The following is a 15,140-nucleotide window of genomic DNA, read 5'->3' as shown; positions in this document are numbered from 1 at the left end:
TCGTACGCTGCCGGTGCCGCCCCAAACGACACCGGCAGCGCGCCAAAATCACCAACCGGTCGGATGACCCTTGTTCTGCTGATCTAGCCAGCTTTTAAGCGGCGCGAAATAGTCGACCATCGCCTGACCCGACATCTCGCGGCTGCCGGTGAACGCCTGTAGCGCATCTGGCCACGGCTTCGACTGGCCCATCGCCAGCATCGTATTGAGCCGTGCTCCCACCTCCTTGTTGCCGTAGAACGAGCAACGATGCAGCGGCCCGGTCCAGCCGGCTTGCTTGCACGCTGCCTGGTAGAATTGGAACTGAAGCAGGCGCGCGAGGAAGTAGCGGGTGTACGGCACGCCAGCGGCCACGTGCATCTTGGCGGCCAGATCGAACTTGCTCTCGTCGCGGGCAACCGGGGGTACTACGCCCTGATACTTCAGGCGCAGGTCGTTCCAGCCTTTCTCATACTGGCTCTCCGGGATCGCGCCCGAGAAGACGCCCCAGCGCCACTTGTCGATCAACAGGCCGAACGGCAGGAACGCCACCTTGTCCATTGCCTGACGCAGCAACAGACCAATATCCTTGTCCGCGCTCGGCACCTTGGCAGGATCGAGCAGGCCGATCTTCACCAGGTAATCGGGCGTGATCGACAGCGCGATGAAATCGCCGATCGCCTCGTGGAAGCCATCGTTGGCACCGTTCTTATAGAGGAACGGCTGGGTGTTGTACGCCCGCTGGTAGAAATTGTGGCCCATCTCGTGATGGATGGTGGTGAAATCGTCCGAGTTCACCTTGGCGCACATCTTGATGCGCAGATCATCGACATTGTCGACGTCCCACGCCGAGGCATGGCACAACACGTCACGATCGGCCGGCTTGACGATCTGCGACCGCTTCCAGAACGTGTCGGGCAGCGGTTTGAAGCCGAGCGAGGTGTAGAAACCCTCACCCGTTTTGAACATTCGGACCGGATCGTAGCCCTTGGCCTTGAGCAGATCGCCGACATCATAGCCGAGATCGCCCGCTCCCTTCGGCGCCACCACATCGTAGATGTTGCCCCATTCCTGCGCCCACATGTTGCCGAGCAGATCGGCGCGGATCGGGCCAGTCTTGGCCTGCACCGCGTCGCCGTACTTCTCGTTCAGCTTCCAACGGACATAGGTGTGCAGCGCGAGATAGAGCGGCTCGACCTGATGCCACAGCTTGTCAGTGAGTGCGGCAAATTGGTCGGGTGTCATGTCGTAGCCGGCGCGCCACAACGCGCCGGTGTCGGCATAGCCGAGCTGCTTCGCGCCCTGATTGGCGATCACCACCTGCCGCGCATAGTCCTTGCGCATCGGCGCGCCGACTTGATCGTGCCAGCTGACCCACATTTCCTTCAGCCTGGCGGGATCGCGCGTGGTACCCATCGCCGCTTCGATATCGCTGCCATTGATCGGCTTGCCGTTGAGCGTGCCCATGCCCTTGCCGTAAGCGGAGGACATGCGTGTCACGATGGTGGAAAGTTCGGTGGCCGCGCCCGGCGTGGTCGGCGCAGGCAGCGTCAGCCCGCCGCGCAGCAGATCGAGCTTGCGCTTGGTATCGAACGAGAGGCCGGGAAGCGTCGCGAAGGGTGCCGCGCCGAGCGCATACTTCACCTGCATTTCGGTGCTTTCCGCGCCGAACCGTGCAGCGATCGCATCGCTGTCATCGGTTATGTAGGTTTCGTTGATCCACGTCGCCTGCTGCGTCGGCGTGGAAAAATCGGCGAGATTTTTCTCGGCGTCAGCGACGAAGCCATCGGCCTGCGCGACGGTGGGTTTTGGTGCGGTGGTCTGCGCGAACGCGGGGGTAACCGCGAGCGCAAGCGCCAGCGCGGCGGTGGAAATGCCGGTGCGGATCATCAATGTCCCTTTTTTATCGTTCTGATTGCGGCAGACTGTGCCGCCCGCCCCTCGCGGTCAAGCGGCGAGGAAGTTGGCGATTTCCGTGCCGAGCTCGGGCTTCATCACCGCGTTCATGTGGTTGCCGGGGATCTCGCGGAAGCTGCCGTTCGGCAGTGCCATCGCCAGTTCCGCGCCGGAACCGTTGTCGTGATCCTCAACACCAGTCAGCACCAGCGTCGGCGTGGCGATACCGGCGATGGTAGCGGGCGGCGTGTCGACGAACGTGTCGAGAATGCGGAGCAGCGCCTGCGGGTCGCCTTTGGTGGTCTTTAGGAACGCCTCCGTCATCCACTCGGTGGTGCCGCGTTCGAAACTGCCAAGATTGGTAAGGACGTTGCGGAAATATCGCCCCCGCCCGTGGGTATCGATGATCCCCTGATAGCCCATGCCCGACAAAACCGCGCGGCGCGGTGTCGCGCCGTTTGCCAGCATCCGCATCACGGTGCGCCCGCCCAGAGAATATCCGGCGAGATCGTAATTGCTTAGCGCCAAATGTTCGACCAGCGCGAAAGCATCGCGCATCAGCACGTCGGGCGGGTAGCTGGCGGCATCGTGCGGTTTGGCGCTGCTGCCGTGCGCGCGCAGATCGGGCATGATGACGCGGAATCCGCGCGCGGCGATCACCGCGGCGTGGCCGTAGCGGATCCAGTTGGTGAACGCGTCCGAGAAATAGCCGTGGATCAGGACCAGCGGCTTGCCCTCGCCCATCTCGTACCAGGCAATTCGCTTGCCGTCGAAGCTGTCGAAATATTGCGGTTCGGGTCGGTCAGTCGGAGAGCTTGCCAACGGCGTCCATCCAGCGGTTCGAGGTCGAGGGATTATCCTCGCTCCTTATCCGCGGCAGGGTGTGCGTGTCGATCCATGCTTCGTGCAGGCTTTCCGTCGCGAAATGGTGGCGCGGCACGAAGCGACCGGGGTGGTCGAAGCTGCCCACCGTAACGTCCATCGTTTCGTCGGGCGACACAAACTCGAAGGTCAGCGGGGTTCCGCATTCCCGGCAAAACCCGCGCTGCGCGATCGGCGAGGATCGGTAGCGGTCGGGCGCTTGCGTCGTCCAGGTGAGATCGGCGATCGCCACGCCCTTGAAGGCGATCGACACGCCGCCGGTGGCGCGCTGGCACATCCGACAGTGGCACAGATACGCGTCGTCGCTATCGATCCGCACCGCATAACGGATGCGACCGCACTGGCAACCGCCGGTCATCATTTCAGGAGGACCGGCGGTCGCCATGACATCAGTCCTTTTGCAGGTGGCGGCGCCCGAGCAACTCGGCGATCTGCACTGCGTTAAGCGCCGCACCCTTGCGCAGGTTATCCGACACACACCACAGCGACAGGCCGTTCTCCACCGTAGGGTCTTCGCGCACGCGGCTGATGAAGGTGGCATATTCGCCGACGCATTCGACCGGTGTGACGTATCCACCGTCCTCGCGCTTATCCACCAGCATCACGCCGGGGGCCTCGCGCAGAATTTTTTGCGCGTCCTCGGCGGAGAGCTCGTTCTCGAATTCGATGTTGATCGCTTCCGAATGACCGACGAACACCGGGACGCGCACGCAGGTGGCATGAACCTTGATCTTGGGATCGAGGATCTTTTTGGTTTCGACCACCATCTTCCACTCTTCCTTGGTGGAGCCGTCGTCGAGGAAGCTGTCGATGTGCGGGATCACGTTGAAGGCGATCTGCTTGGTGAACTTCTTCGCCTCGGCGCTGTCGCCGACGAAGATGTTGCGGCTCTGTTCGAACAGTTCGTCCATGCCGGCCTTGCCCGCGCCCGACACCGATTGATAGGTCGCGACGACGACGCGCTTGATCTTCGCGGCGTCATGCAGCGGCTTCAAGGCGACGACCATCTGCGCGGTCGAGCAGTTCGGGTTGGCGATGATGTTCTTGGCGCGATAGCCCTCGATCGCCTCCGGGTTCACCTCCGGCACGATCAGCGGCACGTCCGGGTCCATCCGGTACAGCGACGAATTGTCGATCACCGTGCAACCGGCGGCGGCGAAGCGCGGCGCGTGGATCTTGGTCGCGTCCGAACCGATCGCGAACAGCGCCATGTCCCACCCGGTCGGATCGAAATGTTCGATGTTCTGGATCTTGAGCTTCTTGCCGGTCTCGCCGAAATCGACCTCGTCGCCCTGGCTGCGCGAGGATGCGACGACGGCGATCTCGTCCGCCGGAAACTCGCGCTCCGCCAGAATGTTCAGCATTTCGCGCCCGACATTGCCGGTGGCCCCTGCGACGACGATCCGATAACCCATGATGTTCTCCAATTCGGGCGCTGCGCGTAGCGAGATTGCGCGGCTGCGTCCACCCGCTTTCCTAATCGTGCGTGCGCGCCTGCCATGTCGCATGGGTGATGCCGTGCACCTTGCCGAGATGATCGGTCAGCGCGTCGAGTTCGGCGGCATCGACATTGGTGCTGACCAGCTTGGCGACGATCTCGACGCGGTCCTCCCCGCGCGGGACGATATCGAGTTCGGCGACCGGCAGTTGCGCGGTATCGAGATGTTCGGTGAGGAGGTCGCCCATCGGCCCGGCCGCCTCGGGCACGGTGGTGATGGTGACGCTGTACGTCGCCTCGACGCTGCGACCCTCGATCGGGATGCGGTTGATCGCGTCGACCAGCGGCCGCAGCACGGTGTTGACGAGGATGACGCAGACGGTGAGCAGGACGGCTTCCGCGATCATGTCGCTGCCCGCGATCGAACCGACCGCAGCCGAACACCACAGGGTCGCCGCGGTGTTGAGGCCGCGGACGTTCATCCCCTCCTTCATGATGACGCCCGCGCCGAGGAAGCCGATCCCCGACACGACATAGGCGATAATGCGGATCGACTCGACATCGCCGCCCAGCCGCTGGCCCAGATCGACGAACGCCGCCGAGCCGAGCGCGACCAGCGCGTTGGTCCGCAGTCCCGCCGTGCGCTGGCGGTATTGGCGCTCGGCACCGATCAGGGTGCCGAGCACGAAGGCGGTGAGATAACTGACGACCGTGTCCAGGAACGGCCACAGGTGGAAGGTCGTCAGGAATCGCATGGGCTTACGGCTTGTTCTTCACGTTGCGATCGAGAAAGCTCAGGATCGTATGCCAGAGATGCTCGCTGATTCCCGGCCCCCCGACGCGGTGGGTATAGCCGGGGTAGAACATCATCTCGAACGGACGATCGTTCTTCTGCATCTCGGCGGCGAACGCGGTCGAGTTCTCGAACACGACGTTATCGTCGGCCATGCCGTGGATCAGCAACAGCGGATCGGCGATCTTCGTGGCGTCACCCAAAGCGTCGGACCTGGCGTAAGCGGCTGCGTCTTTGGTCGGGCTGCCCATGTAGCGTTCGGTGTAATGGGTGTCGTAGAGCTCCCACTTCGTCACCGGCGCGCCGGACACACCTGCCGCATAGACGCCCTGGTTCGCCTCCAGCATCTTCAGCGTCATGTAACCACCATAGGACCAGCCGTAGATCGCCACCTTGTTCGGATCGACGAATGGTTGGCTCTTGATGAACTTCGCGCCGGCGAGCTGATCCGCCACCTCGACCGTACCCATTGCGCGATAGATCTGGTCCTCGAACGCCTTGCCACGATTGTATGAACCGCGATTGTCGATCTGGAAGAAAATATAGCCGTGCTGGACGAGGTACTGCGGCAGCGCCCCCAACCAATTGCGCATGACCTGCTGGCCGGTGCCGGGGCCGCCGTAATGCTGGAAGAACACAGGGTATTTCTTGCCTGGCTCCAGCTTGGGGGTAATCATCTCGTAATACAGCGTGCTGCCGTCATCGGCCTTGATCGTGCCGAACTGGGTATCGCGGTGCGCGGCGAGGTACGGGTAATAGGGGTGACCCGGTACCACCGCATTTTCGTTGATCCAAGCCACGCGCTTGCCGGCGGTATCGGCGAGGTAGGTCTGCGGCGGCTGGTTCGGGCTGGAGCGCGTGACGATGATGCGGCTGGCCGCAGCGTCCATCGTCGCAGTGTTCCAATACCCCGCCTCGGTCAGCCGGGTGACGGCGTTACCGTGCTTCATGTCGAGCGCGTAGACATGCTGTTCGAGCGGGCCGTCCTTGTTGGCGACGAGATACACCTTGCCCGCCGCCTGATCGACCCCGATCAGCGATTCCACCACCCAGTCGCCATGCGTCAGCGCGGTCCACTTGCCGTGTACGTAGCGGTAGAGCTGGCGGTAGCCGGTGCGCTCGGACGACCAGATCAGGCTGCCATCATCTAGCATCCGGTAGGCATCGCTGAGGTTGAGCCAGCTGCGCACGCCCGACTTTTCAGTGAACAGCACCTTCGATGCGCCGGTGGCGGGATCGACACTGAGCATGTCGAGCGTCTTCTGGTCGCGGCTCTCGCGCTGAACCAGCAAGGCGGAGCCATCCGGCGTCCAGTAGACGCGGGCGAGGTAGATGTCGCGGTTGCTGCCGAGATCGACCTTCACCTGCGCGCCATCGAGACTGACGACGTAAAGATCGACCAGCGCGTTGGGCGTGCTCGCCGCCGGATAGCGCTGATCGTAGACCTTGGTGCCATTCGCGCCGATCGCCGCCCGGGTGACGACGCCGACCGGAGCCTCGTCGAACCGCTCGACCGCAATGCGCTTGTCGTCGGGCGACCACCAATAGCCGGTGAATCGGTGCATTTCCTCCTGCGCGACGAACTCGGCCTCGCCCCAGTGCACGGTCTTGCCGCCATCCTGCGTCAGCGCCCGGGGCGCCCCGCCGGCGAGCGGCTGGACGTACAGGTTCTGATCCCGCACGAAACCGATAAAGCCGCTGTTCGGCGATACGGTGGGGTTGAGCTGGCCGCCGGGCTGGTTGGTCAGCTTGCGCACCGTGCCGTCGAGCGTGGCGAGGTAGAGATCGCCGTCGAGCGGCACGAGGATCGACTTGCCGTCGGGCGCCCAATCATAGGCGACGATGCCCTTGCTGCCGGCGATGCGGGCGCGTTCGCGCTGCATCTTCTCAGTCTCGGACAATTCCGCGCCGCTGCCGACCTTGCGCGAATCGACCAGCATCCGCTCCGCGCCGGTGCGGGTGTCGCGCGCCCACAGATCGAGCCGTTCCTTCTCGTCAGCACGCGGACGCAGCGACGTCAGCAACGTGCCATCCGGCGACAGTTGCAACGCGCGCGGCTGCGGACCGGCGAGATCGGGGCTGCCGAACACGCGCGACAGGGTGAGCGGCTGCTGCCCCTGTGGCTGGCCTGGCGCGGGCGGGGTCGCCTCAGCAGCCATGAGGGGCGCCGCTGCCGTCATCAACAACAGCCCAGCGATCAAAGCGCTTTTCCGCAAACCACATCTCCGCAACTCTCAGGTGATCGTCGCCCGCGCGAACGGCAGGCGGATGCGGCCTTATCGCGGGCGGCGCGGTGCACGTAAAGGGGTGGCCTGTTCTACGATCGCCTTCTTCGGCGAAGGTCGGGGTCCAGCTTAAAGGTCGCGGGCTACCAAGCGCAACGCCAGTCTATCCGCGTTGCGCAACTGGGTCCCGGCCTTCGGCGGGGGCAGGCTTGGGATGCCGCCAAGGTAGCCGCCGCCCCTCCAGCAGCGAACGCCACGCCCATTCCACTGGCGCGATGTCCAGGTGGCGCAGATAGATATTCGCCGCGCATAGCAACATCGCATCGACGGCAACCGCAACCAGCATCAGCGGCGCCCAACTCAGCTGCCCGTACAGGTTCAGCGCGAACGGCGGAAACAGCACCCAGAGACAGATGATCGTCTGCGCGATGTAGAGCGTCAACGCAGTCCGCCCCGCCGCGACGAACGGGCGCAGCAAACGCGCGCCGATCACCGTCATCGTCAGTGCGTTGATCGCGCCGAGATGGCCGAGCGTCATCGCCAGCCGCCCGGCCTCGGCCGTCGCCCAGTCGATTTGTGGCGCCGTATCAAACTGCATGACCTGCCACGCCGCGACCCCGCGCAACGCGATGCCGACTGCATAGCCGATCACCGCCATGCCCAGGTAAAAGGCGCGCGATCGACCGCCCTGCAACACGCCGAGCTTGAACAGCCCCGCGCCGATCAGCATCGTCGAGGCGGCTTCCCACACATAGAGGACCTCAAGACCATAGCCCTCGATCACCATGAAGGTGCGCCATTGCGCCTGTACCCATGTGATAGGGGTACCACGCCGGTCCCGATCCTCCCTCGTGACGAGCGCCGCCATCTCCCGCGTGATGGCAGTCTTGCGCGCGCGCGCCCTCGCCGCATCGGCGATTGCCTGCTGGTCGCCGCCGCTCAGGGGCAGGCCGGCACGCTGTTCGACCGTGATCCCGGCAAGCGCCGCGCTGCGTTGCGTGGCGACAGTGATGTCCGATACGCCGCTGATGAAGGTGAACACCGCCATGTTCAGTCCTACCACTACCAGCCACTTGCCCGGCAGTTGGACGAACAGAAACGCGATCAGCGCGGCAATTCCGTACGTGTGGAGGATATCGCCCGGCCATAACAGCATGAATACATGGAGCAGGCCGAACACCAGCAAGATCAGGTTGCGCAAGTAATAGCGGCCAAGCACCTGATACTGCCCCGCTGCTTCGGCCGCACGACTGGTGAGGATCACCATACCCGCTCCGAACATCATCTCCAGCAGGCAGCGGGTGGTGCCGTTGGCGAACACCTCACGGACCGTCCATGCGATCTGGTCTGCCGCGCTCCAGCCGAGGTGTCGGATATCGTTGTACGAGGCGAATACCGACTGGCCCATGTCGTTGATGTTCATGAACAGGATGCCGAGGATCGCGACACCGCGCAGGATGTCCAGCACCGCGATGCGGGGCGCGCCGTCCGGCTCGACGGCGCTCGTCATCGCTATGTCGCTCATCCGGCCCCTACCCTCCGCAGGCGGTGCCGTAGACCGGCCACATGTGTGTTGCAAACATAATACGCATAGTTAAGTCAGCCCGGCAGATAGCCGAGGTGTTCGGCAAGAATGCCGGTGCCGATCAGCACCAGAGCGATCCCACCGAGCAGCTCCGCGATCGCGCCGAAGCGCCCACCCACCGCCCGGCCGATCAGCAGGCCGATCGTGGCCATCGCGAACGTCGACAGTCCGATCGAGGCGGAGACGACCAGGATCGGCACGTCGAGCAACGCCAGCGACACCCCCACCGCTGCTGCATCGATGCTGGTGCCGACTGCGGTGAAGATCAGCGACCAGATGCCATTGCCCTCGGTCCCGGTCTCGTTCCGCTCGCCGTCGCGGCGGATCGCCTCCCAGATCATCTTGCCGCCCACTGCGGCCAGCAGCACGAACGCGATCCAGTGATCGATCGAGGCGACATAGGCACTGGCGGCGACACCCACGGCCCAGCCGACCAGCGGCGTCACTCCCTCGATCATGCCGAACACCATGCCGCTGCGCAGCGCGCCCGCAATGCTCGGGCGGCGCGCGGCACCGCGCCCGATCGCGGCGGCGAACGCATCGGCGGACATGCTTAACGACAGGATGGCGATCGAGACGGGGCTCATAGCGAAACTCACCGGACGCGCGACAGCACGCCCCATACCGGCCGGTGCGGTGTGGAGCGTGCTGGTCTCGCAAGGCGGTATGCTCCGCTGGCCGTGCCATGCGCCACGCAGGCGCAAGTATGTTGACACGTCCCCGGCGTGGGCGGCCGGATGCTACTCCCCAACTGCGGCGCGGGGTATCAGCGCGCCGCCTCCGTAACAACAAAAAAGGGCGCCGGAACCTTCGTCCCAGCGCCCTTTTCGTAACGCCTCGCGGGCGTTCGCGGCTTATTCGGCCGCGACGGTGCCCTTCGCCGGACGGTTGTCGCGGCGCTCGGCGATACGCGCCGACTTGCCGGTACGACCACGCAGGTAATAAAGCTTCGCACGACGCACCGCACCCTTGCGGACGACTTCGATGCTATCGATGTTCGGCGAATACAGCGGGAACACGCGCTCCACGCCCTCACCGAAGCTGATTTTCCGCACGGTGAAGTTCGAGCCCATGCCCTTGTTCGAACGCGCGATGCACACGCCTTCGTAGTTCTGGACGCGGGTACGGTCGCCTTCGACCACCTTCACGCCGACCTTGAGCGTGTCGCCCGGGCGGAATTCAGGGATCTTCTTGGCTTCGAGGAACTTCGCGATGTTCTCGGCTTCGATCGTCTGGATGAGATTCATCTCATTCGTCCTTCATCAGTCGCCGCGCGCCAGAGGGAGACTGGACCCGAACGCCGTCGTAGCGTTCCCAAAGGTCCGGCCTCCGTAGCCGTGTCTCGGTCTCGGCCATGTGCTTTCGCCAGGCCGCGATCCTCGCATGATCCCCCGATCGCAGCACTTCGGGGATCGTGCGCCCTTCCCATTGCTGAGGTCGGGTATATTGCGGGTATTCGAGCAGGCCGCTTTCGAAGCTCTCGTCATCCCCGCTGGAAGCCGCGCCCATTACGCCGGGGAGCAGCCGAATGCAAGCGTCGAGCAGCACCAGCGCGCCCATCTCGCCGCCCGACAGGACATAGTCGCCGATCGAGACCTCCTCGATCTGACGGGCGGCGAAGATGCGCTCGTCGAACCCCTCGAACCGGCCGCACAGGATGGTCACGCCGGGGCCGGCGGCAAGCTCGCGTACACGCGGTTGGCCGAGCGGCTTCCCGCGCGGAGTCATCGCGATCAGCGGCGCATCGGTGGCGACGCTGTCGATCGCGGCGGCAAGAACATCGGCGCGCAGCACCATCCCCGCCCCGCCCCCGGCCGGCGTATCATCAACAGTGCGATGCCGGTCGGTCGCGAAGTCGCGGATGTTGCGCGCATCAAGGCTCCACCGGCCCTCCGCCAGCGCGCGCCCGGCGAGCGAAAGCCCGAGCGGACCGGGGAACATGTCCGGGTATAAGGTGAGGATGGTCGCGGGGAAGGTCATGCCAGTGGCTCAGACCACGAATGCGGCATCAATCACCAGCCGCTCCGCGTCCCATTCGGGCACGGCGTCGGCGTTCATCGGCACCATGAAACGGGCGCCGGGTTTGTCGTCCACCGCAGGGCGCTCAACCTCGATCACGTCGCCTGCGCCAAAGTCTTCGACGCTGACGACATGGCCGAGCGGTTCGCCGGTGGTGGATACCGCCGGCAGGCCGACCAGATCGGCGTGGTAATATTCGCCCGGCTCAAGCGGCGGCAAGGCGGAACGCGGCACGGTCAACTCCGTGCCGCGCAGCGCTTCCGCCGCGTTGCGATCGGTGACTTCAGCGAAGCGCGCGATCGTGCCGTTACTGCCGGGGCGCGCCGACTTGAGTGTCAACGCGATCCCGGTGCTGGCGCCGAGCGTCTTGTAGCGGCCAAGGTCCTCGGTGAAGACCTTGAGCCGCACTTCGCCCGTCACGCCATGCGCGCCAATGATGACGGCCAGCGTGACCGGGCGATCTTGCACCATTATGCTTCGGCCGAAGCCTCTTCAGCGGCAGGCGCTTCTTCAGCCGGTGCGGCTGCTGCTGCCTTGGCGGCTTCCTCGGCCTCGGCGAGCTTGGTGGCACGCTCCTCGGCGCGTTCGGTGGCCTTCTCGCCAGGCTTGCCCTTGTTCGGGTTGTTGCGTGCCGGACGCTCCTTGACGCCGGTCACGTCGAGGAAGCGGGCGACGCGGTCGGTCGGCTGCGCGCCGTTGCCAAGCCAGTACTTCGCACGCTCGGTGTCGAGGATGATGCGCTTCTCGTCGTCCTTGGCGAGCAGCGGGTTGTAGGTGCCGATCTTCTCGATGAACTTGCCGTCGCGCGGGCTGCGCGCATCGGCGACGACGATGCGGTAGTACGGACGCTTCTTGGAGCCGCCACGCGACAGACGAATGCTGATTGCCATTAGGGTATTTCCTTCTTCTTCAATCGGATGAGGTGATATTCTGTGATTATTTCTTGCGATTCATGAGGTTCTCGAACCCCGGCGGCAGCTTCGCCTGACCGCCGCCCAGGCCCGGCAGACCACCGCTGTTGCCGCCGATCAGGCTGCCGATATCCGGCGCGCCGGCACCGCCGAGGCCGCCCATGCCGCCGCCGCCCAATCCACCCTTGCCGAACATTGCCGCCATGCCCTTCAATCCGCCCATCTTGCGAATCTTCTTCATGGCGTTCGCCATCTCCTGATGCATTTTCAGCAGCTTGTTGACGTCCTGCACGGTCGTGCCAGACCCTTTGGCGACGCGAATCTTGCGCTTGGCGTTGAGCAGTTCGGGCTTGGCGCGCTCCTTGGCGGTCATCGAGCCGATCATCGCATCCATCTGGATCAGCACCTTGTCGCCGCCGACCTGCTCGACCGCCCCCTGCGCCTTCTTGAGGCCGGGCAGCATCCCCGCGAGCGCGCCGAGGCCGCCCATCTTGCGCATCTGCTGAAGCTGCGCGCGCAGATCGTTGAGATCGAACTGGCCCTTGGCGAGCCGCGCGGCGATCTTCTCGGCATCTTCCTGCTGGATCGTCTCGGCGGCGCGCTCGACCAGGCTGACAACGTCGCCCATGCCGAGGATGCGGCCGGCGACACGGCTTGGGTGGAACGGCTCGAGCGCGTCCATCTTCTCGCCCGTGCCGGCGAACTTGATCGGCTTGCCGGTGACGGCGCGCATCGACAGCGCCGCACCGCCGCGCGCATCGCCGTCCATACGGGTCAGCACCACGCCGGTGAGCGGAACTTGGCTCGAGAAACTGGTGGCGACGTTGACCGCGTCTTGCCCCGTCAGCGCATCGACGACGAGCAGGATCTCCGCCGGCTTCGCCACATCGGCGACGGCGCGCATTTCGTCCATCAGCGCCTGATCGACGTGGAGACGGCCCGCCGTATCGAGCATCAGCACGTCATAGCCTTGCAGCTTGGCGGCCTGCATGGCGCGGCGCGCGATATCGACCGGCTGCTGGCCCGGCACGATCGGCAGCGTCGCCACCTCGGTCTGCGTGCCCAGCGTGGCGAGCTGTTCCTGCGCGTTCGGGCGGTTGACGTCGAGCGACGCCATCAACACCTTCTTGCGCTCGCGACCGGCCTGCCCGTTAGACAGGCGCCGCGCGATCTTGGCGGTGGTGGTGGTCTTGCCGGAGCCTTGCAGGCCGACCATCATGATGACGGCAGGCGGCGAGACGTTGATCTCGAGTTCGGCGGCGTTGCCGCCCTCCGCGCCGCCGAGCATCTCGACCAGCGCGTCATTGACGATCTTGACGACCTGCTGTCCCGGCGTGACCGAGCGCAACACGTTCTGGCCGACCGCAAGCTCGGTCGCCTTGTCGACGAACTCGCGCGCCACCGGCAGCGCGACGTCGGCTTCGAGCAGTGCGACGCGCACTTCACGCATCGCCGCACGCACGTCCGCCTCGGTCAGCGCACCACGGCCGCGCAACCGATCGAACACACCGCCAAGACGATCGCTGAGACTGTCGAACATCGATAAACCTTCCGCTTTGAACGCCTACCCGCTGGAAAACGCAAAAGACGCCGGCGGACGAAACCTCGTCGGCCGGCGTTACCCCATGGGGCGAGCCTTTTACGAATCCCCGCAAGGAAACGAACAGCCGTTCTCTTAACGGCTCCGCGTCCCTCCGGCAAGCCGCTAGCGCTTAACCTGAAATACACTGCTCGCTGGCATGAACCGGTGGCGGAGATTTCAGGAAAAAGTAATGGGATTGGAACACGGCGAGGAAGGCGCAGGCCACAAGGCGATGCCTCGTCAAAAGCTTTGGATCGACGCGATCACCGTGTCCGCGATCATACTGTTCGTCGGTATCGGCAGTGCGGTGCTCTCGAAGGTGCTTAGCGCTTATGTGTCGGGCGGGTCGCAGATCGATCGAACGCTTGTCATCGCGCTGTTGCTGAATGTCGCACTGATCCTGTTCGGCTGGCGACGCCAGCGAGACTTGTCCACCGAAGTCGCCGTCCACACTGCGGCCGAGCAACGTGCCCACCTGCTCGCCGCGCGCGATCCGCTGACCGGATTTCTGAACCGTCGCAGTTTGGCCGAGGACGGCGGTACGATGCTTGTCAACGCCGCCCGCCGCTACAAGGCGGTGGCGCTCGTGATAATCGATCTCGATCATTTCAAGGAGATCAACGACCTGCACGGACACGCCGTCGGCGATGCGCTGCTGCGACAGGTCGCTGCCGCGATCGCCGAGGTCCTCCCGACAGGCGCATTGTCGGCGCGGATCGGCGGGGATGAATTCGCCTGCACTTTCCTGTTCGACTCAACCCACCCCGGGCCTGTCGAGCGCGTGGCCGATCGTATCATCAGCAAACTCGCCCAGCCTTTCAGATGCGAGGAACTGCTGCTCAACATCAGTGCTTCGGTAGGGATCGCGCGGTCCGATCATGGTTGCGTGAGCATCGATGCGTTGCTCCGCAATGCCGACAGCGCGCTCTATGCCGCGAAGAACGCCGGCAGAAACCGCTTCGCCTGGTTCGATCGCTCGATGGAGCGCGAGCAGGAGGCGCGCATCGCGCTGGAAACGAGCTTGCGCGACGCGATCCAGCGGCAGGAGATCGCACCGTATTTCGAGCAGCAGATCGATCTGCTGACTGGAAAGTTGTGCGGCTTCGAGGTGCTCGCGCGCTGGGAGCAGCCCAACGGCGCGATCATCGTTCCGGCGATGTTCGTGCCGATCGCGGAACGCACCGGCATGATCGCCGATCTTTCGCTGTCGGTAATGCGGCAGGCATTCCTCGCCGCGCGCGATTGGGACCCGACGCTGACGCTTTCGATAAATCTCGGGCCGCGCCAGCTCAAGGATGCATGGCTCGCACAGAAGATCATCAAGGTACTGACGGAGACGGCCTTTCCGGCCAATCGGCTTGAGGTGGAGGTAACGGAGGCTGCGCTGTTCGACAATCTGCCGCTGGTGCAGTCTATCCTCACCAGCCTGAACAATCAGGGCGTGGGGCTGGTGCTCGACGAGTTCGGCAGCGGCTTCTCCAGCCTTGCGCATCTGCGGGCCGCCACTTTTGACCGGATCAAGATCAACCACGACTTCATCGGTGCCATGGCCGACGATCCGGACCGTGCGGTCACGGTCAACGCCGTCGCTAGGCTTGGAGAATGTTTCAATCTGCCGATCACCGCCGTCGGCATCGAAAATGCTGCCGCTGAGGAGCGGCTGCGCCTGCTCGGCTGCGCGCGCGGTCAGGGGTATCACTATGCCCAACCGGCGAACACTGCGAACACGCGCCGCCTCCTTGCGCAGCGCGGACTGTTGCGTCAGCCCGCCCAGCCGATCGGACACCACCGGCGTAGTCTTGGCTAGATGGACATGCGTGCCCGTGATCC

General features: G+C 64.5%; 14 protein-coding genes. 1 reads left to right on the top strand and 13 read right to left on the bottom strand.

Annotated elements, in window-relative coordinates:
• Positions 1-48 precede the first annotated feature (48 nt).
• The 13 genes from L8F97_RS01800 to ffh all read right to left on the bottom strand — a co-directional run bounded on the left by L8F97_RS01800 (position 49) and on the right by ffh (position 13,268).
• Positions 49-1,869, bottom strand: coding sequence for a M2 family metallopeptidase (locus L8F97_RS01800; RefSeq protein ID WP_242146283.1), 1,821 nt, complete (start codon positions 1,867-1,869; stop codon positions 49-51).
• Between the two features lie 57 nt (positions 1,870-1,926).
• Entirely contained in the window at positions 1,927-2,697 is a 771-nt protein-coding gene (locus tag L8F97_RS01795) for an alpha/beta fold hydrolase (protein WP_242146282.1), read from the bottom strand.
• On the bottom strand, positions 2,678-3,142 hold the full coding sequence (locus L8F97_RS01790; protein ID WP_242146281.1) for a GFA family protein: 465 nt from the start codon (positions 3,140-3,142) through the stop codon (positions 2,678-2,680). Before L8F97_RS01790 ends, L8F97_RS01795 begins: the two co-directional genes overlap by 20 nt.
• Positions 3,143-3,146: 4 nt before the next feature.
• Positions 3,147-4,172 (bottom strand): aspartate-semialdehyde dehydrogenase, encoded by a 1,026-nt coding sequence (locus L8F97_RS01785; protein ID WP_242146280.1) that lies wholly within the window; start codon positions 4,170-4,172, stop codon positions 3,147-3,149.
• A 61-nt stretch (positions 4,173-4,233) separates the two neighbouring features.
• A complete protein-coding gene (locus L8F97_RS01780; protein WP_242146279.1) occupies positions 4,234-4,950 on the bottom strand; it encodes an MgtC/SapB family protein in 717 nt (238 codons plus the stop codon).
• A 4-nt stretch (positions 4,951-4,954) separates the two neighbouring features.
• Complete coding sequence (locus tag L8F97_RS01775) at positions 4,955-7,147, bottom strand: S9 family peptidase (protein WP_242146278.1); 2,193 nt, start codon at positions 7,145-7,147, stop codon at positions 4,955-4,957.
• Between the two features lie 229 nt (positions 7,148-7,376).
• Entirely contained in the window at positions 7,377-8,723 is a 1,347-nt protein-coding gene (locus L8F97_RS01770; protein ID WP_242146277.1) for a DUF418 domain-containing protein, read from the bottom strand.
• An 89-nt stretch (positions 8,724-8,812) separates the two neighbouring features.
• On the bottom strand, positions 8,813-9,514 hold the full coding sequence (locus tag L8F97_RS01765; protein ID WP_242146276.1) for a manganese efflux pump MntP family protein: 702 nt from the start codon (positions 9,512-9,514) through the stop codon (positions 8,813-8,815).
• A 138-nt stretch (positions 9,515-9,652) separates the two neighbouring features.
• Complete coding sequence (rplS, locus tag L8F97_RS01760; protein ID WP_242146275.1) at positions 9,653-10,045, bottom strand: 50S ribosomal protein L19; 393 nt, start codon at positions 10,043-10,045, stop codon at positions 9,653-9,655.
• A gap of 1 nt (position 10,046) precedes the next feature.
• Complete coding sequence (trmD, locus tag L8F97_RS01755; protein WP_242146274.1) at positions 10,047-10,778, bottom strand: tRNA (guanosine(37)-N1)-methyltransferase TrmD; 732 nt, start codon at positions 10,776-10,778, stop codon at positions 10,047-10,049.
• A 9-nt stretch (positions 10,779-10,787) separates the two neighbouring features.
• Positions 10,788-11,288: a ribosome maturation factor RimM gene (rimM, locus tag L8F97_RS01750; protein WP_242146273.1), complete on the bottom strand. Its 501-nt coding sequence runs from the start codon at positions 11,286-11,288 to the stop codon at positions 10,788-10,790.
• Complete coding sequence (gene rpsP / locus L8F97_RS01745; protein ID WP_242146272.1) at positions 11,288-11,707, bottom strand: 30S ribosomal protein S16; 420 nt, start codon at positions 11,705-11,707, stop codon at positions 11,288-11,290. The genes rimM and rpsP overlap by 1 nt, the downstream gene beginning before the upstream one ends.
• 46 nt (positions 11,708-11,753) lie before the next feature.
• The gene (gene ffh, locus L8F97_RS01740; protein WP_242146271.1) at positions 11,754-13,268 is read right to left on the bottom strand and encodes a signal recognition particle protein; all 1,515 of its coding nucleotides are present in this window, start codon (positions 13,266-13,268) and stop codon (positions 11,754-11,756) included.
• Positions 13,269-13,500: 232 nt separating this feature from the next.
• Between ffh and L8F97_RS01735 the strand changes: the two genes are divergently transcribed.
• Entirely contained in the window at positions 13,501-15,117 is a 1,617-nt protein-coding gene (locus L8F97_RS01735; protein ID WP_242146270.1) for a putative bifunctional diguanylate cyclase/phosphodiesterase, read from the top strand.
• Positions 15,118-15,140: the final 23 nt, after the last annotated feature.

It is taken from the genome of Sphingomonas sp. BAUL-RG-20F-R05-02 (genome assembly GCF_022662305.1).
Lineage (GTDB): Bacteria > Pseudomonadota > Alphaproteobacteria > Sphingomonadales > Sphingomonadaceae > Sphingomonas.
This window is presented reverse-complemented; position numbering and strand designations above follow the sequence as displayed.

Coding starts and splice junctions, on each gene's coding strand:
- L8F97_RS01800 (WP_242146283.1), bottom strand. CDS start 1,869: ATGATCCGCACCGGCATTTCCACCGCCGCGCTGGCGCTTGCGCTCGCG.
- L8F97_RS01790 (WP_242146281.1), bottom strand. CDS start 3,142: ATGGCGACCGCCGGTCCTCCTGAAATGATGACCGGCGGTTGCCAGTGC.
- L8F97_RS01785 (WP_242146280.1), bottom strand. CDS start 4,172: ATGGGTTATCGGATCGTCGTCGCAGGGGCCACCGGCAATGTCGGGCGC.
- L8F97_RS01780 (WP_242146279.1), bottom strand. CDS start 4,950: ATGCGATTCCTGACGACCTTCCACCTGTGGCCGTTCCTGGACACGGTC.
- L8F97_RS01775 (WP_242146278.1), bottom strand. CDS start 7,147: ATGGCTGCTGAGGCGACCCCGCCCGCGCCAGGCCAGCCACAGGGGCAG.
- L8F97_RS01770 (WP_242146277.1), bottom strand. CDS start 8,723: ATGACGAGCGCCGTCGAGCCGGACGGCGCGCCCCGCATCGCGGTGCTG.
- rplS (WP_242146275.1), bottom strand. CDS start 10,045: ATGAATCTCATCCAGACGATCGAAGCCGAGAACATCGCGAAGTTCCTC.
- trmD (WP_242146274.1), bottom strand. CDS start 10,778: ATGACCTTCCCCGCGACCATCCTCACCTTATACCCGGACATGTTCCCC.
- rimM (WP_242146273.1), bottom strand. CDS start 11,288: ATGGTGCAAGATCGCCCGGTCACGCTGGCCGTCATCATTGGCGCGCAT.
- rpsP (WP_242146272.1), bottom strand. CDS start 11,707: ATGGCAATCAGCATTCGTCTGTCGCGTGGCGGCTCCAAGAAGCGTCCG.
- ffh (WP_242146271.1), bottom strand. CDS start 13,268: ATGTTCGACAGTCTCAGCGATCGTCTTGGCGGTGTGTTCGATCGGTTG.
- L8F97_RS01735 (WP_242146270.1), top strand. CDS start 13,501: ATGGGATTGGAACACGGCGAGGAAGGCGCAGGCCACAAGGCGATGCCT.